This window comes from Mesorhizobium sp. WSM4306 (assembly GCF_007003975.1).
Taxonomy (GTDB): Bacteria; Pseudomonadota; Alphaproteobacteria; order Rhizobiales; family Rhizobiaceae; genus Mesorhizobium.
The window spans coordinates 445626-462017 of sequence record NZ_VFTC01000001.1 but is presented as its reverse complement, the minus strand read 5'-3'; the positions used below and the strand labels follow the sequence as shown (position 1 = coordinate 462017).

Below are 16392 nucleotides of genomic sequence, written 5' to 3'. Positions count from 1 at the left end.
GGCATGCGACCCCTGCCGGCGACCACGCGCCGGCTCAGATCCAGCGCCTGACCCGCTTCGCATAATCGCGGTACTTCTTGCCGAATTTGGCCGCCAGCACTTTTTCCTCTTTTTCGATCGCGACCTTTTGGGTGGCGAAGGCTGCGATCAGGGCCAGCGGCAGGAACCATACGATCCCCGAGACAAAGGCGACGCCGATGAGCATCAGCGTGTTGGCGAGATACATCGGGTTGCGGGTGACACCGAACGGGCCTGACGTGACCAGATGCTCGGGCACGCCGTTGGGGTTCATCGTCGTTCTGGCCCGCATCATGGCGCGGATGGCGGTGAACCAGAGGGCGGCGACAGCAAACAGCACCACAAAGCCGGCCGCGAACAACAGGTCGCCCAGGAGATCGCCGATCCAGGGCAGGGGATAGAAGAGGCCAAGCACGATGCTGATGGCGATGGCGGCGCAGTAGATCAGCGGCGGCCAGGGAATCAGCCCTGATTTCGGTAGCCCGGGTTTTGCCGGCCCGGGTTTTGCAAGCTTGTCGGTCATTGTTGCCCTCCCTGCGTCATCGGGCTCTCCTCCGTTTTGGCGGTGCAGATGCCGGCGAGTTCAGCGAGATGCGCTTTGAACTCCAGGGTCTGGTCGCCATTATAGAGCCGGTCGAATGCTGCCTCGCCTTGCAGCGTGTCCAGCATGCACACACAATAGCTGGCGCAGAACTCCGTGTCGCGCTGCTGTTCGCAGGATACCTGGCATTCCTTGAGGAAGACCACTTCCCGTGTCTCGACCGGCGCCGGCGAGATTTGCGAGAACAGCCAGACACAGCCGAACAGCAGCGGCTGGTGGATCAGGTAGAACGCCAGGCTGTGGCGGCCGATGAAGGTGAGCGGCTTGGCCCAGCTTCCCGGCGTCAGCGTCGCCAGCCGCGCCAGCAAGCCGGTGGTAGACGCCAGCTTTGCCGTCGCAATGCCGACAAGCACCGGGCCGAACCAGGGAAACAGCGGCACATAGTCGTTGGAGCGCGGGTTGATCGCCGACAGGCCGACCCACCACAGCGCCGGATGATCGAAGGCCTCGGATCGGAGATAGAGGGGCGCTGCGATCACCACCGCCGCCACGACCAGCGTCAGCAAGGACGGCAGTCGCAGGAACAGCAAACCAAGCAGGCTGGCCAGCGCTATCTCGTGCAGGATGCCGAAGAAGATGAAGCTGCCCGGCGTCACGAAGTATGTGACTGCAGATATGGCGGCCGCCGCCACCGCGACCATGGCAAAGCGCTTCCAGAAGCCGTTCCAGCGGATCTGCCTGCCATGGGCGAGGAACAGGCTGACGCCGACCAGGAACAGGAAGGTCGAGGCGATGCAGCGCGCATAGATCTTCCACCAGCCGAAGGCGGTGAGGCCGGGATCGGTGTAATGGAAGTTCTCGAGATCCCAGGTGAAGTGGTAGCTGGCCATGGCGATCAGCGCGACGCCGCGCACGATGTCGATGGCGGCGATACGCTTCGATTGATCCGGAACAGGTGCGATCGGCGTTTGGATGCTCATGGTCTCGTAGTCTGATTCAGCCCCTGAAGACGACTATCACGGTTGCACCGGACAAAAGAAGGCCGTGCGGGCTTGCCTGCGGGCTGTATCGTGCATGCTGCATCAGCCGGCACTTTAGGCCGGCGGGCGGAAGGCCTTTGACCGAATTCGCTTTCTGCCGGGAACGGATCGGTGTTCGCCACGCCCAGCATGCTGGCGGCCGTCTGCGGCTTCGTCACCTAGCGCTACTTACCGAAATCGCTTTGATCAGAGCGCCGCATGCCGTTCGCGCACCCAGTTGTGGAAGCGGTGCAGGTCATATTCCTCGGGCATCAGCACGCCGGCCTGGTGGCGCATCGAGCGCAGGCCTTTCTGGTTGACCTCGCAGATCGCGGCATCCTCCTCGAGCACCTGGGTGCCGAAGGCGACGACATTGTCGATATCGGTCTGAGCCAGCGCCTCGGGCGCGAACAGCCATTCGGCGGTGAGTTCGGTCTGTTCCGGGCCGAGCGGTGTCAGCCGCACGGTGCGGACATAGTCGACATGGCCGACGATGAACATCGACGGCAGGTTGGTGGCATAGGTCTGGCCGGCTGCGCGTTCGGCCGGCGTCAGGCCGGTGAATATGGGACCATGCGTCTGGCCGTCGCGCGACCAGGTCTCGGCGCCGGCGCGCAGGCCGCCGGAAAATTCCGGCGCGTCATTGTCGGCATGGCGCACCCAGTCGGGGTCGTCATGCCGGCTCATCAGGCCGCGGCCGTAGATTGGCACCAGCCGCGACAGGTCCTTGTGGACGCCGGGGCAGTGCAGGCACTCGTTGAAGTTCTCCCAAAAGATCTTCCAGTTGCAGTTCATCACCTTGCGCAGCACATGGCCCGATACCAGCGTTTCCAGCGGCCAGTTGCCGAGGTTGCCGGATGCCGGATCGAAGGATGCCTGCGCCGAGCCCGCCGCACCCTCCTGCAGGTTGACGAAGACGAAACCGCGCCACACCGACAGCGCCACCCGGTAGAGCGGATGGTCGGCCTTGTCGAAACCGTCGGGCAGCGATTTCGAAGGAACGCGCACGAGATCGCCGCGCAGCGAATAGGACCAGGCGTGGTAGGGGCAGGTGATGAGCCGCGCCTTCAACCGGCCCTCGCTCTCCTGGCAAAGCTGCGAACCGCGATGTCGGCAGGTGTTGTGAAAGGCGCGCAATTGCCCGGTGTCGTCGCGCAGCACGACGATCTCCTGCGTGCCGACGCGGAAGGTTCTGAACGCCAAAGGCTGGGCGAGGTCGGCCTCGCGGCAGACGAGCAGCCAGTTTTTGTACCAGATGGCGTCGAGGTCGCGCTGGTAAGCAACGGTATCCCAATAAGCCGAGGACGGCAGCGTCGGCTCGGCCCGGGTCAGACCTTTATAGGGGTCGCGCTGGCTCGGAATGGGTTGCATGGCTGGCTTCCTGCAGGATACGCCAGCCGACACCCCGGCAAATCGTTTGTCAATCACGGCTGACATTGCCGGTTGCGGGCGCGGCGCATAATCATATCAGGTCATGGGGATTCGCGAATTGGCCGCACGACAGATGTCGCTTACGCCGGAACTGGTGGCGCGCTGCTGGCGCGAGATCAGCGACAGCGGACCCGACCCCGATGCGACGCATATGGACGACGGCGACTACGACGCGCTGCTCGACACATTGCAGGCCGAGCTTCCGGACACCGAGCCGCTGTGGCTGTTCGGCTATGGCTCGCTGATCTGGAAACCGGAAATCGATTATGTCGAGGATCGCGTCGCACTGGCGCGCGGCTGGCACCGGTCCTTTTGCATGAACATGACGCGCTGGCGCGGCACCAAGGAAAGCCCCGGTCTGATGATGGCGCTCGACAGCGGCGGACAGTGCAAAGGCGTGGCCTTCCGGCTGAGGGATGACAACAGGCGAGAACAGCTGGGCCGCCTGTTCCGGCGCGAAGTCACGCTGAAGCCGACAAGTTACCGGCCGCGCATGCTGAAGCTTGCAAGCGAGGCCGGTCCGCTCAGGGCGCTGGCTTTCGTCATCAACCGCAACGGCCTGACCTATTCCGGCCCGCTCGACGAGGCGAAGATCGTCGACAGGCTGGCTACATCCTGCGGGCACTGGGGGTCGGGCGCCGACTATCTCTACAACACGGTGAAGAATCTGGAGGCGCGCGGCATTCACGACCGCCATCTGTGGCGGCTGCAGCGGCTGGTTGCCGAGCGGATCACCGCCTTGAACCCGTAATGCCGCATGGCGCATTCGCGCTGTTGGCCGGCGGAATTTGGTTTGCCGGACGCGGCTGTTTCAGCCTATAGTCATGCATGTCGTCGGTTCCATTAGGGACCAAGAGGGAATGCGGTGAGGGCTAAGTTGTTGCCCAATGCCGTGGCTGCCCCCGCAACTGTGTGCGGTAGTCCTCTCCAAGCCACTGAAGGATTTCTTCGGGAAGGTGGGGAAGGGCGTTATTCCGTGAGCCAGGAGACCTGCCGGCGACAGGGAACTGACTTCGATGCCCTCGGGTGGAGGGCGAAAGGACAAGACATATGAATACCGCTTCCGTCTCCCTCGGCGCTTCCGTCTCCTCGCAGTCGCGCTTCATGCAGCTCGTGCTTAGCGCGTTTCTGGGCATTTTCGTCATCGGCGTTGTCGGCTTCTCGCATATCGATGCGGTCCACAATGCCGCGCACGACTATCGCCATTCGATGGCGTTTCCCTGCCACTGACGAGGGTCTGACATCATGAACCTGTTTCGCAACGTCGTGTTCGTCGCGGCGATCGCCGGGCTCGTGGCCGGCGTCGTTCTCGCCTGCATGCAGGCCTATGCCACCGTTCCGCTCATCCTGAAGGCGGAAGTCTACGAACAGGCCGGTGGCGGCCATCAACATGAGCATGCCGCAGCGCCCGCCGCCAACGCTACGGACACCAATGCCATGAGCACCGCAGCACCGGCTGAAGCAGCCGCGCCGGCGGAGGACGAAGGCTGGGCGCCGGCCGACGGCTTCGAGCGCTTCGCCTTCAGCATTCTGGCCAATATCGTCACCGGCATCGGTTTCGCGCTGGTCCTGGTAGCGGTTTCCGAATTCGCCGGCGGCATCGGCAACTGGCGCCAGGGTGTATTCTGGGGTCTGGCCGGTTTTGCCGCGTTCACGCTCGCGCCGGGCCTCGGCCTGCCGCCGGAACTGCCGGCGATGCCGGCGGCCGACCTCACCCAGCGCCAGATCTGGTGGTGGGCAACGGTGGCGGCGACCGCGGCCGGTCTTGGCCTGATCGCCTTCCGCAAATCGCTGCCGCTGGCGATCCTGGCCGTGGCCCTGATCGTGGCACCGCATGTTGTCGGCGCGCCGCAGCCGGACAGCTTCGAGACGCCGATCCCGGAAGGCCTGCATCACCAGTTCGTGGTGGCGGTGACGGTGACCAATCTGGTGTTCTGGCTGGTGCTCGGCGCGGTTGTCGGCGTGGTGCGCGGACGCTTTACCGGTACGGCGACCAGCCTGCGCGACAGCTTTGCCTGATCGCGCAGCTTTGCCTGATAGCAGGGGGTCTTTGACCTTCATCATCGGCGGTGGGGGCTCCGGCAAGAGCGCGCATGCCGAAACCCTGGCGACGGCACTGCCGCCGCCATGGGCCTATATCGCCACCGCTGACGCCTATGACGACGAAATGCGCGAGCGCATCGCGCAACACAGGTCGCGGCGCGGCGAAGGCTGGGCGACCATCGATGCGCCGCTCGATCTTGCAGGCGCGCTCGAAGCGCTACCCGACAACCAGCCGGTGCTCGTCGATTGCCTGACGCTGTGGCTGACCAACCATATGCTTTCCGACCATGACCTCGACGCAGAATGCCGGCGGTTGGCCGATGTGCTGTCGCGACCGCGCGGGCCGTGGTTCGTGGTCTCCAACGAAGTCGGGCAAGGCATCGTGCCGGACAATGCGCTGGCACGCCGGTTCCGCGACGCTGCCGGCCGACTCAACCAGCAGGTCGCGGCGTTAGCTGATACGGTGCTATTGATGGTGGCCGGGCTGCCGCTCAAGGTGAAATAATGACCGATATCGACGCAAAAGACGAGGAACGTCACCGCGCCAAGATGGCCAAGCGCAAGGCGGTGCAGGACGCCGAGGTTGCCGAAAAGACAGTCGAGAAGGGGCTGCTGATCGTCAACACCGGACCCGGCAAGGGCAAGACCACGGCGGCCTTCGGCCTGGCACTGCGCATGCTCGGCTATGGCAAGCGCGTCGGCGTCATCCAGTTCATCAAGGGCAAATGGCATACCGGCGAAAAGGATGCCTTTGCTGCGTTCGGCGACCGCGTCGTCTGGCACGCGATGGGCGAGGGGTTCACCTGGGAAACGCAGGATTTGAAGCGCGACATCGCGGCAGCCGAAGCCGCCTGGACCAAGGCGCTGGAACTGATCGCCGATCCCTCCATCAGCCTTGTCGTGCTCGACGAACTGAACATTGCGCTGCGCTACGACTATCTCGATCTCGACAAGGTCGTGGCGGCGCTGAAGGCGCGGCGTGAAGGCCTGCATATCGTCGTCACCGGCCGCAACGCCAAGCCGGCGCTGGTCGAGGCTGCCGACCTCGTCACCGAAATGGGCGTGACCAAGCACCATTTTTCCGCGGGCGTGAAGGCGCAGCAGGGGATCGAGTTCTGAGGTTCTTTTTACCCTCCCCCTTGTGGGGAGGGTCGGCGCGAAGCGCCGGGGTGGGGGACAGCGCCCTACGAGGACCCCCACCCCGATCCGCTATGCGGATCGACCCTCCCCACAAGGGGGAGGGTAAGGAAAGGGCGGCGGTAAAGCTCAAAACGTCGCCGCGATCAGCACCGCCGACAGCAACCCGAACAGCCCGATCAGCAAATAGTCAGCCACCTGATAAACCTTCAGCGCCCGTCGGATGTCCAGGCTCTCGGCCTCGCGCCGGCCGCCTTCGCCCATGAACTCATCCTCGACGACAACGCCGCCATAGCTGCGCGGACCGGCGAGCGCCAGGCCGAGGGCGCCGGCCATCGCTGCCTCAGGCCAGCCGGCATTGGGCGAGCGGTGCTTTTTGGCGTCGCGCCGCACCGCTTGCCAGGCATTGCGGGGATCGGCGCCGTCGACAAGAAAGGCCGCGGCAACGATCAGCAATGCGGTCAGCCGGGAGGCCGGCAGGTTGATCCAGTCGTCGAAAAGTGCCGCCGCCCTGCCGAAAGCCTCGTGGCGCGGCGTGCGGTGGCCGATCATCGAATCGGCTGTGTTGACGGCCTTGTAGGCGACGCCGCCAGCCAGCCCGCACACGCCCGTCCAGAAGGCGGGCGCGACGATGCCGTCGGAGAAATTCTCGGCCAGGCTTTCGATGGCGGCGCGGCTGACGCCGGCGTGGTCGAGCTTTTCGGGATCGCGACCGACGATGCGGGCAACCGCAATGCGGCCGAGCGCCAGTCCGCCGGTGTCCAGCGCGTCGGCCACCGCTTCGACATGTTCGGTGAGGCTCTTCTGCGATAGCAGCGACGAGGCCAAGATCGCGGTGAGGATCATGCCGGCAGGAAAGAGCTGCCAGAGGAGGATTTGCACGGCGAAGGCAATCAGCGCCGGCACCAGCACGATCACCAGCAGCGCCTGCATGCCGCGGCGACGACGCTGCGCGTCGGAATCAGTGGCGCGGTTGAGCCGGAGGTCGAGAAAGGCTATCAGCCTGCCGAACCAAGTGACGGGATGGCCGACGGCACGGAACAGCCAGTCCGGGTAGCCCAGGATGCGTTCAATGGCCAGCGACAGGAAAGCGATCAGGACCGACATGAAGCTTTCTGATGGAGCGATTGCTGCGGTGGATCACGGTGGATCCCTTGGCCGGGCGAGCGCGCTCTTCCCCCACGCGCCACAGCCTTTCGTCGATCTCTCGACAGGTATCAATCCGCACTCCTACCCGCTTTTCGAGCTGCCCGCCACCGCTCTGTCACGATTGCCGGAAGCCGGGCGTATGCGCGATCTGGCCAGGATCGCGGCCGGCGCCTATGGCGCGCCGTCGGCGGCCCATGTGGCGGCAGCCCCAGGCACACAAATCCTGCTGCCGCGCGTGGCTTCACTGGTCAACCCAGGCAAGGCGCTGGTTCTCGGGCCGACCTATGCCGAGCATGCCAGGGCGGCTACGATCGCCGGCCATGCCGTGAAGGAGGTCGAGGATGTCGAGGCGCTTGCCGGTGCCGACCTTGCCATCGTGGTCAATCCCAATAACCCCGATGGGCGGGTCGTTTCGCGGGAGACGTTGCTGCGGCTTGCCGGGCAAATGCGCGCCAAAGGCGGATTGTTGGTCGTCGACGAGGCTTTCATGGATGTCGGCCCGGCCGACCAAAGCCTGGCCGGCGATGTCGGGCAGGGCGGCATCGTCGTGCTGCGCTCCTTCGGCAAGTTTTTTGGCCTGGCTGGCCTGCGGCTCGGTTTTGCGCTATCCGACACGCTGACGGTCGAGCGGCTGGAGACGCAATTCGGACCGTGGGCCGTCGCCGGTCCGGCGCTCGAATATGGCATCCGGGCTCTTGCCGACAGCGGCTGGCAGGCCGACATGCGCCGCCGGCTGGCCGAGGATGCTGCGGGGCTCGACGCGCTGTTCGGTCGGTTTGGCATTCCCGTCGCCGGCGGGACGACGCTGTTTCGCTATCTGCGATTTGCCGATGCGCCCGGTCTGTTTTCGGCGCTTGGCGAGCGCGGCATCCTGCTCCGGCATTTTTCCGACCGCCCGCAGGTGTTGCGCGCGGGGCTGCCTGGAAGTCAGAAGGAATGGCAGCGGCTCGAATCGGCGCTTGCCGACTGGCACGCGCGGCGCGACGATAGCGCCAGGGAGATCGCGCGATGATCCATGTCTGTTCGCTGGCAAAGCTCGAGGATACGGTGGCCAGAAGCGGCGCCGATCGCCTGCTGTCGCTGCTCGCCGCCGGCACCGAGGTGACGCGGCCGGCCTCGATTGCGCGGGAAAACCATCTGCATCTGGTTATGCACGACATCGCGGTGGCACAGGACGGCATGACCATGCCGGGCGAGGACCATGTGCGCAATCTGCTGGCTTTCGCCCGCAAATGGGACCGCGCCAAGCCCATGGTGGTGCATTGCTATGCCGGCATCAGCCGCTCGACCGCCTCGGCCTACATCATTGCCGCGGCACTGGCGCCGAAGCGCGATGAGGTGGAACTGGCGCAGACATTGCGGAAGCTGTCACCGTCTGCGACGCCCAATCCACGGCTGATTGCCGTTGCCGATGCGCTGCTCGGGCGCGACGGGAGGATGATCGAAGCGATCGAAGCGATCGGGCGTGGCGCCGATGCGTTCGAGGGCACGCCGTTTGCCCTAAAGATTGATGCGTAGTCGTTTGGCTTCGTGATTTTGACGACTCCAAATCGTTCATAAGACTTCATCCATTCGTTACATGGACCGATGCAACCGTTGGAGTTTAGCCGAAGCCTCACCGCGTTCGTCATCCACGGGCGGAGCAGGAGCGAAGCTCCGTCGCGGAGACCCGAGGATCCATGCCGCGACATCAGGGAAGGTTGCAGCGGTGCAGAATTCTGCACTGTGGCGGCGCTCAGGAGTCCCGGCATGGATCCTGGGGTCTGCGTCGCGTCGCTTCGCTCCTTGCTTCGCCCCAGGATGACGAGGGAGAAAGGCTTTGGCCAATCTCAGAAAGGCGCAATCTGCCATCGGACCGTCAGAGCACCGGCACCAGGCAACGGTGCTAAGCCAGCCACTCGGCAAGCTTGGCCTTGCGCACATCCCTGAGAAGGCTGATGAAACGGTCGGCCTGATGCTCTGCCGTTAGCCGGCCTTTTTCCGCAGTGGCGATGGAGGCGTCGCCGACGACGCCGTTGGGGTTGAGATCCCCAGCGATCCAGGCGAAGGCGTGTGTGCCTGTGTGGCGCAGCAGCGCAAATTCGGTCTCGGCGCGGGCGACCTTGGAGACGAAATTGTCGGCCTTGGCCATGTCGACGAGGTCCGGGCGGAAATGCAGCATCAACGAAGTCTCGACATCGCCGCCATGAATGCCGTGGCGGTCTTCCAGCTCGGTGTACATGCCGGCCGGGCGACCAAAGCGCTGCCAACTGGTCTTCACCGCCAGCATTTTGGCGGCAACGCGCAACTCCCGCGTGACGATGCCCATGATCTCCTCATTGCCGCCATGCGAGTTGACGACGATCAGTTTTCTTACCCCGGCGCGGGCGACTGACAGGCCAAGCTCGGTCCAGGCATCGACCAGGGTCGTCGCCGGCAAGGTCAGCGTGCCCGGCGCATGCAGATGTTCGTTCGACTTGCCGACCGCCTGGACCGGCAGAATGCGGATGTCGAGATCGCCTGGCAGGCGGGCGATCACCGTCTCCAGCATGCCGTTCATGATCGATGTGTCGGTCGAAACCGGCAGATGCGGGCCGTGCTGCTCGATCGCCGCCACCGGCAACACCGCAATCGTTGCCTCCGGGTCGATCCCTGCGTATTCGGTGGTCCGGTAGTCGCCCCACCAAACGCGTCTGTTTGCAACGGTCATGTCATGTCTCTTTGATGTGAGGGCAGACCTAGCGCGCCAGATGCCGCCTGTCGATCACCCAGCAGCAATCGCCTCGACCTCGACCTTGAATTCCGGCCGCGCAAAGCCCGAGACGATCATCAGCGTCGAGGCCGGCGCCGGGCTGGAGAACAGCCGGTCGCGGACGTCCATATAGGGGCGCAGATGTGCGCGGTCGGTGACATAGGTGTTGATGCGAACGATGTCGGAAAGCCCGAGCCCGGCCTCGGCCAGAACAGCGGAAATGTTTTGAAAGCACAGTTCGGCCTGGGCGCCGGCATCTTCGGGGATCTGGTCGTCCGCCGTGATGGCGACCTGGCCGGAGCACAGGACCAGCCGCTTGCCCGAGGGCACTTCGACGCCGTGGCTGTAGCGGGCGAAGGGCGGTTTGATCGACTTGGGGGTGAGGAATCTGAACATGGCAATCTCCAGTTTACGATCAGCCTAGAACCGTATGGCTGGACCCTCAAGATGTGGTGCATGTCGCCCGGGCGATTGTGGACAGGCGTCCAAAAAATAGGCACGATGCCTTCCGCACAGCATGACCCGTCCGGTCTTGGCAATGACTGCCGCGTGAAGCAGGCGGTCCGGGCGGTGGCATGTGTCTTGCTTCTTGGACCAATGGTGTCGAGCCCGGCGCGTGACGCTCCGGAGCCAACAAAGGGTGGTGTCGATGTACGGAAAACAGAAGATTTCAGCGCTCGCGCTCGCGCTGCTTGGAGCCAGCACGCTAGGGGCTGCGGCAAACGAGAAGGTCACCTTCGGCACCAACTGGCTGGCCGAGCCCGAGCATGGCGGCTACTATCAGGCCGTGGCCGACGGCACCTATGCCGCCTGCGGACTCGACGTGACGATTTCGCAGGGTGGCCCGCAGGTCAGCGGCCGGCCGCTGCTGCTCGCCGGCAAGCTCGATTTCTATATGGGCGGCAATCTGCTGTCGGCCTTCGACGCCGTCCAGCAGGGCATTCCGATGCGCGTGGTGGCGGCCGACTTCCAGAAGGACCCGCAGGTAATCATGTCCCAGCCGGGGCAGGGGCTGGACAAATGGGAAGACCTGAAGAACGCCGACCAGTACATATTGGGTGACGAGGGCGCGCAGACCTTCTTCCAGTGGATGGTCACCGATCTCGGCTTCGATGCCGCCAAGCGCGTGCCCTACACTTTCAATCCGGCGCCCTTCATCGCCAACAAGAAGTCGATCCAGCAGGGCTATGTCACCTCGGAGCCGTTCGCGGTGCAGAAAGCGGGGGGCTTCCTGCCCAACCAGTTCCTGCTCGCCGACTATGGCTGGGAAACCTATGCGACCACCGTCGAGGTCATGCAGGACACGATCGACAAACGGCCGGAGGTGGTCCAGTGCTTCGTCGATGGCTCGGCCAAGGGCTGGTACAATTACCTCTACGGCGACAACAAGGCCGCCAACGACATGATCAAGAAGGACAATCCTGACATGACGGATGAGCAGATCGCCTTCTCGATCGAACAGCTGAAAAAATTCGGCGTGGTCGATTCCGGCGATTCGGAAAAACTCGGCATCGGCGCCATGACCGACGCACGCATCCAGAGTTTCTACGACAAGATGGTCAAGGCCAAGGTGGCGCAGCCCGGCATCGACATCAAGAAGGCGTATACGCTGGCCTTCATCAACAAGGGCGTCGGGCTCGAGCTGAAGAAGTAATCGTGAGACTGGAGACAATGGCGCAGGCGCCCATGACGGCATCGGGTGAAAGCCCGATGCTGCTGGCGCTGCGCCATGTCGGCAAGGTGTTTTCCAACGGCGTAACGGCGCTGAGCGATGTCGATCTTGCCATTCGCGAGGGCGATTTTCTCAGCCTGCTCGGGCCGTCCGGCTGCGGCAAGTCGACGGCGCTCAGGCTGATCGCCGGCCTGTCGACGCCGACCTCAGGCGTGCTCGACTGGCGCGGTTCGATCGACCGTTCGAACATCGGCTTCGTCTTCCAGGAGCCGACGCTACTGCCCTGGGCCGATGTCTTCGACAACGTCTGGCTGCCGCTGAGGTTGAAAGGCATTTCACGCGCCAAGGCAATGCCGGCGGTGACGGAAATGCTGGCGCGGGTGCACCTCACAGGTTTCGAGAATGCCGTGCCGCGCGAACTTTCCGGCGGCATGAAGATGCGCGTCTCGATCGCGCGGGCCATGGTGACCAAGCCGCGCATCCTGTTGATGGACGAGCCGTTCGCCGCGCTCGACGAGATCACCCGCTTCAAGCTCAACAACGACCTTCTGGAGCTGTGGCAGGACGAGCGCTTCACCGTCGTCTTCGTCACCCACAGCGTCTTCGAAAGCGTGTTTTTGTCCAACCGTGTCGTCGTCATGGCGGCGCGGCCGGGACGCGTCCATGCCGAATTGGCAATCGATGCGGCGTATCCGCGCGACGAGGTGTTCCGCACCTCGCCCGATTATGCCGCGCTCTGCCGCCAGGCCTCGGATATTCTGGTCAACGCCATCAACACATCAGCCGGACCGCACCATGACGGCCATTGATCAATCTTCGCTAACTCTCGATCCGGAGGAGGCGGGCCGCGTGCGCCAGGAGCGGCTTGAGCGGATCGGCCGGTGGGTGCTGCCGCTGGCGATCATGATCCTGGCGATTTGGTTCTGGGACCGCGTCTGCGTCTGGAACGAGATCCCGAAATACATCCTGCCGCGCCCGGGCGTGGTGCTGCAGACGCTTTACGACGATGCCGGGCTGCTGTTCTCGTCGCTGCTGGTGACGCTGCGGATCACCTTCCTCAGCCTGTTGCTGGCCGTCATCGGCGGCGTCGGGCTGGCGGTGCTATTTGCGCAATCGAAATGGGTGGAGATGTCGTTCTTCCCCTTCGCCATCGTCCTGCAGGTGACGCCGATCGTGGCGATCTTCCCGCTGATCAACATCTATGTGAACAACCAGACGGTGAAGCTGCTGCTTTGCGCCTGGATCGTCGCCTTCTTCCCGATCCTGTCCAACACCACGCTCGGCCTCAACTCGGTCGATCGCAATCTGCGCGACATGTTCAAGCTCAATGGCGCCACGCACTGGCAGCAATTGCGCTATCTCAGGCTGCCGGCGGCGATGCCGTATTTCCTCGGCGGCTTGAAGATCGCCGGCGGCTTGTCGCTGATCGGCGCCGTCGTGGCCGAGTTCGTCGCCGGCGCGCAGGGGCAATCGTCGGGGTTGGCATCGCGCATCATCGAGGCCGGCTACCGCCTCAACGCGCCAAGGTTGTTCGCGGCGCTGATCCTGATTTCGCTCACCGGCATCTTGATCTTCCTGGTGCTGTCGCTGGTGTCGCATCTCATCTTGCGGCGCTGGCACGAAAGCGCGCTGAAGCAGGAGCGGTGATGATGTTTTGCGCTGTGGACAAAGGCTGGCTGTCGTCGGTGCCAACGTTGGTGCTGCCCCTCATTGTCCTGCCGGACATTTCTCCCCGTATAGAGACGGGGAGAAAGACGCCATCACGTATGGTTTCGCCAATCGTCAACCTCGCAACACGAGCGCTGACGGCCGCGACAGCCCCTTCTCCCCGTCACTATACGGGGAGAAGGTGCCGGCAGGCGGATGAGGGGCAGCGGTGACCTCACAGATTCCAGATTCCGGCCAGTTTGTACTTGGCAACGTTCGTCTCCACCGGTCACTAACGCCCGGTCTTGCCGCCACCTTCGATACTGACGGTTTCGCATTGGCCGACATCACCGTCGCCAACGGCAATATCTCGGGTGTCGCCGCGCATAAGAAATCAAAGGCGTCGTCCGGTGCCATCAACCTTGCCGGCCGCATCGTGCTGCCGTGTTTCGTCGACTGCCACACCCATATCGACAAGGGCCATATCTGGCCGCGAAAACCCAATCCCGACGGCACCTTCATGGGCGCACTCAATGCCACCGGCGCCGACCGCGCGGCGCGCTGGAGTGCCGAGGACGTAGCGAAGCGCATGGATTTCTCGCTGCGCTCGGCCTATGCGCATGGCACCAAGGCGCTGCGCACGCATCTCGACAGCGTGCCGCCGCAGGAAGAAATCTCCTGGCCGGTGTTCGAGGCGATGCGGGAGAAATGGCGCGGTCGCATCGAGTTGCAGGCGGCCTGCCTGCTCGGCATCGAAGGCGTGCGCGACACAAAATGGTTCGAAAGGCTGGCCAAGCGCGTGGCTGCGGCCAAGGGTGTGCTCGGCGTCGTCACCTATATGGTGCCGGACCTCGAGGTGCTGCTCGACAAAGTATTCGCCGAGGCGATCAAGCATGGGCTCGACCTCGATTTCCACGCCGACGAGACGGACGATGTCGCGGCGATCTCGCTGAAGAAGATCGCCGAGGCTGCCCTCTGGAATGGCTTTGAGGGCAACATCCTCGTCGGACATTGCTGCTCGCTGGCGCGCCAGCCGGATCTCGACGTGCTGGACACGCTGGACAAGGTGGCCAAGGCCGGGCTGGCCGTGGTGTCGCTGCCGATGTGCAATCTCTATCTGCAGGACCGGCGCGCCGACCTGACCACGCCACGCTGGCGCGGCGTAACGCTGCTGCACGAGATGAAGGCGAGGGGCATTCCGGTCGCTGTCGCCTCCGACAACACCCGCGACCCGTTCTATGCCTATGGCGATCTCGACATGCTGGAGGTCTACCGTATGGCGACGCGCATCCTGCATTTCGACCATCCGGTCGGCGATTGGCCGCAAACGGTGGCGGCGACGCCGGCCAAGGTGATGCGGCTCGATGGTGCCGGCACGCTAACTGCCGGCGGCAGCGCCGACTTCATCATCTTCAAAGGGCGGAGCTGGACGGAATTGCTGTCGCGGCCCGAATCGGATCGCATCGTCGTGCGCGACGGCAAGGCGATCGACCGCCAATTGCCCGACTATGCCGAGCTCGACGAACTGATGGTGGACTAATGGATGTTTCGGCGCTCAAACGCGATCTCGATGGGATAAAGCTCGATGACAATCCGGCCATCGTCCAGCAGAAGAGCCGCGACTTCTACTGGTACAGCCCGGTGCTGAAACAGCAGCTCGACCATGTCACCGGCGACTTGATCGTGACGCCGAAGAACGAGGCCGAACTGATCCGCGTGCTCGCCGCCTGCCACCGGCATGGCGTGCCGGTGACGCCGCGCGGCAGCGGCACCGGCAATTACGGCCAGGCGATGCCGCTATCAGGCGGCGTGGTGCTCAATCTGGCCGAGATGAACGAGATCAAGGCCATCGCGCCGGGCCGCGTCGTCACCGGGCCGGGCGCGATCCTCGCCGACATCGACAGAGCGACGCGGGCGCATTCCGGGCAGGAGCTCAGGCTGTCGCCCTCGACCTACAACACGGCGTCGATCGGCGGCTTCATCGCCGGCGGGTCAGGCGGCGTCGGCTCGATCAATTTCGGCGGCTTGCGCGATTTCGGCAATGTGCTGCGCCTGCGCGTCGTCACCATGGAGGCCGAGCCGAAGGCGCTCGAACTCACCGGCGAGGATCTGCACAAGGTGACCCACGCCTATGGCACCAATGGCATCATCGCGGAAGTCGAGATGCCGCTGACGGCGGCCTATGAGTGGATCGACGTCATCGTCGGCTTCGACGCTTTCATGCCGGCAGCCCGTTACGGCAATGCGCTGGCCTGTCAGGACGGCATCCTGACCAAGCTGATCACGCCGATAGCCGCGCCCGTGCCGCAGCTCTATTTCAAGCGGCACCAGAAGTTTTTCAGGGAAGGGCAGAGCATCTGCGTGGCGATGGTTGCAAAGCATGGGCTCGACGCTTTCCTCGCGTTCACCCGTCGCGCCGGCGGCGAAATCATCTTCAATGCGGCAACAGTAACGGACGAGGAGAAGAAGGGCCTGCCGCCGGGCTTCGAACTGGCCTGGAACCACACCACGCTGCGGGCGCTGCGCGTCGATCCCGCGATCACTTACCTGCAGTCGCTCTATCCGTTTCCCAACCAGCTGGCGCTGGTCGAGAAGATGGATGCGATGTTTCCGGGCGAGGTTTTTTCGCATCTCGAATTCGTGCGGCTCGACGGCAATATCACCTGCTTCGGCTTGCCGCTGGTCAAATTCACCACGGAGGCGCGGCTCGACGAAATCATCCGGCTGCATGAGGAGAATGGCTGCCCGATCTTCAACCCGCATCGCTACACGCTGGAAGAAGGCGGCATGAAGCAGACCGACGAAATCCAGCTCGCCTTCAAGCGCGAGACCGATCCGCAAGGCCTGCTCAACCCCGGCAAAATGATCGCCTGGGAAAATCCGGATTATGACTATCGCTCGGGCCGGACTTTTTTGTTCAAGGGCCTGCAAAGGGCAGGGTGATGAGAGGGTTGCGCGCGCCCACCCCCCTCTGGCCTGGCGATTGGCGAAAGCTGCGGCGACG

18 protein-coding genes and 1 riboswitch are annotated in these 16392 nt (G+C 63.9%); of the genes, 12 read left to right on the top strand and 6 right to left on the bottom strand.

Features of this window, described 5'->3' with window-relative positions; all coding sequences use genetic code 11:
- Positions 1-34: 34 nt before the first annotated feature.
- The 3 genes from FJV77_RS02350 to FJV77_RS02340 all read right to left on the bottom strand — a co-directional run bounded on the left by FJV77_RS02350 (position 35) and on the right by FJV77_RS02340 (position 2949).
- A complete protein-coding gene (locus FJV77_RS02350) occupies positions 35-541 on the bottom strand; it encodes an isoprenylcysteine carboxylmethyltransferase family protein (RefSeq protein WP_142865237.1) in 507 nt (168 codons plus the stop codon).
- A complete protein-coding gene (locus FJV77_RS02345) occupies positions 538-1539 on the bottom strand; it encodes a DUF1624 domain-containing protein (protein ID WP_142865236.1) in 1002 nt (333 codons plus the stop codon). The genes FJV77_RS02350 and FJV77_RS02345 overlap by 4 nt, the downstream gene beginning before the upstream one ends.
- A 246-nt stretch (positions 1540-1785) precedes the next feature.
- Positions 1786-2949 carry an aromatic ring-hydroxylating dioxygenase subunit alpha gene (locus tag FJV77_RS02340; protein ID WP_142865235.1) on the bottom strand — a complete coding sequence of 388 codons (1164 nt, stop codon included), beginning with the start codon at positions 2947-2949 and terminating at the stop codon, positions 1786-1788.
- A 118-nt stretch (positions 2950-3067) separates the two neighbouring features.
- Here FJV77_RS02340 and FJV77_RS02335 point away from each other — a divergent pair, with 118 nt between their 5' ends.
- The 5 genes from FJV77_RS02335 (at position 3068) to cobO (ending at position 6171) form a co-directional block, all read left to right on the top strand.
- The gene (locus FJV77_RS02335) at positions 3068-3760 is read left to right on the top strand and encodes a gamma-glutamylcyclotransferase (RefSeq protein WP_142865234.1); all 693 of its coding nucleotides are present in this window, start codon (positions 3068-3070) and stop codon (positions 3758-3760) included.
- 67 nt (positions 3761-3827) lie between these two features.
- Positions 3828-4022: riboswitch (cobalamin riboswitch) on the top strand.
- A gap of 37 nt (positions 4023-4059) precedes the next feature.
- Positions 4060-4239, top strand: coding sequence for a CbtB domain-containing protein (locus tag FJV77_RS02330; protein WP_112565177.1), 180 nt, complete (start codon positions 4060-4062; stop codon positions 4237-4239).
- Between the two features lie 15 nt (positions 4240-4254).
- Positions 4255-5028, top strand: a complete 774-nt coding sequence (locus tag FJV77_RS02325) for a CbtA family protein (RefSeq protein WP_142865233.1) — start codon at positions 4255-4257, stop codon at positions 5026-5028.
- Between the two features lie 10 nt (positions 5029-5038).
- Positions 5039-5557, top strand: coding sequence for a bifunctional adenosylcobinamide kinase/adenosylcobinamide-phosphate guanylyltransferase (gene cobU, locus FJV77_RS02320; RefSeq protein ID WP_142865232.1), 519 nt, complete (start codon positions 5039-5041; stop codon positions 5555-5557).
- A complete protein-coding gene (cobO, locus tag FJV77_RS02315) occupies positions 5557-6171 on the top strand; it encodes a cob(I)yrinic acid a,c-diamide adenosyltransferase (RefSeq protein ID WP_142865231.1) in 615 nt (204 codons plus the stop codon). Before cobU ends, cobO begins: the two co-directional genes overlap by 1 nt.
- Before the next feature lie 147 nt (positions 6172-6318).
- On the opposite strand, the gene cbiB is transcribed toward cobO, so the two are convergent.
- Positions 6319-7296: an adenosylcobinamide-phosphate synthase CbiB gene (gene cbiB, locus FJV77_RS02310; RefSeq protein WP_142865230.1), complete on the bottom strand. Its 978-nt coding sequence runs from the start codon at positions 7294-7296 to the stop codon at positions 6319-6321.
- Here cbiB and cobD point away from each other — a divergent pair.
- Both cobD and FJV77_RS02300 read left to right on the top strand, forming a co-directional pair.
- Positions 7295-8350, top strand: a complete 1056-nt coding sequence (gene cobD, locus FJV77_RS02305) for a threonine-phosphate decarboxylase CobD (protein ID WP_142865516.1) — start codon at positions 7295-7297, stop codon at positions 8348-8350. The genes cbiB and cobD overlap by 2 nt on opposite strands.
- Positions 8347-8856, top strand: a complete 510-nt coding sequence (locus tag FJV77_RS02300) for a tyrosine phosphatase family protein (protein WP_142865229.1) — start codon at positions 8347-8349, stop codon at positions 8854-8856. The genes cobD and FJV77_RS02300 overlap by 4 nt, the downstream gene beginning before the upstream one ends.
- 367 nt (positions 8857-9223) lie before the next feature.
- Here the strand turns inward: FJV77_RS02300 and FJV77_RS02295 are convergent, their stop codons facing one another.
- Entirely contained in the window at positions 9224-10027 is an 804-nt protein-coding gene (locus FJV77_RS02295) for a creatininase family protein (RefSeq protein ID WP_142865228.1), read from the bottom strand.
- A 54-nt stretch (positions 10028-10081) separates the two neighbouring features.
- Positions 10082-10465: a RidA family protein gene (locus FJV77_RS02290; protein ID WP_142865227.1), complete on the bottom strand. Its 384-nt coding sequence runs from the start codon at positions 10463-10465 to the stop codon at positions 10082-10084.
- Between the two features lie 253 nt (positions 10466-10718).
- On the opposite strand from FJV77_RS02290, the gene FJV77_RS02285 reads away from it, so the two are divergent.
- The 5 genes from FJV77_RS02285 (at position 10719) to FJV77_RS02260 (ending at position 16331) form a co-directional block, all read left to right on the top strand.
- A complete protein-coding gene (locus tag FJV77_RS02285) occupies positions 10719-11723 on the top strand; it encodes an ABC transporter substrate-binding protein (protein ID WP_142865226.1) in 1005 nt (334 codons plus the stop codon).
- Between the two features lie 2 nt (positions 11724-11725).
- Complete coding sequence (locus FJV77_RS02280; protein WP_185970171.1) at positions 11726-12550, top strand: ABC transporter ATP-binding protein; 825 nt, start codon at positions 11726-11728, stop codon at positions 12548-12550.
- Complete coding sequence (locus FJV77_RS02275) at positions 12537-13388, top strand: ABC transporter permease (RefSeq protein WP_142865224.1); 852 nt, start codon at positions 12537-12539, stop codon at positions 13386-13388. Before FJV77_RS02280 ends, FJV77_RS02275 begins: the two co-directional genes overlap by 14 nt.
- Positions 13389-13617: 229 nt before the next feature.
- The gene (locus FJV77_RS02265; RefSeq protein ID WP_246691113.1) at positions 13618-14928 is read left to right on the top strand and encodes a cytosine deaminase; all 1311 of its coding nucleotides are present in this window, start codon (positions 13618-13620) and stop codon (positions 14926-14928) included.
- Positions 14928-16331, top strand: a complete 1404-nt coding sequence (locus FJV77_RS02260; protein ID WP_142865223.1) for an FAD-binding oxidoreductase — start codon at positions 14928-14930, stop codon at positions 16329-16331. The genes FJV77_RS02265 and FJV77_RS02260 overlap by 1 nt, the downstream gene beginning before the upstream one ends.
- Positions 16332-16392: the final 61 nt, after the last annotated feature.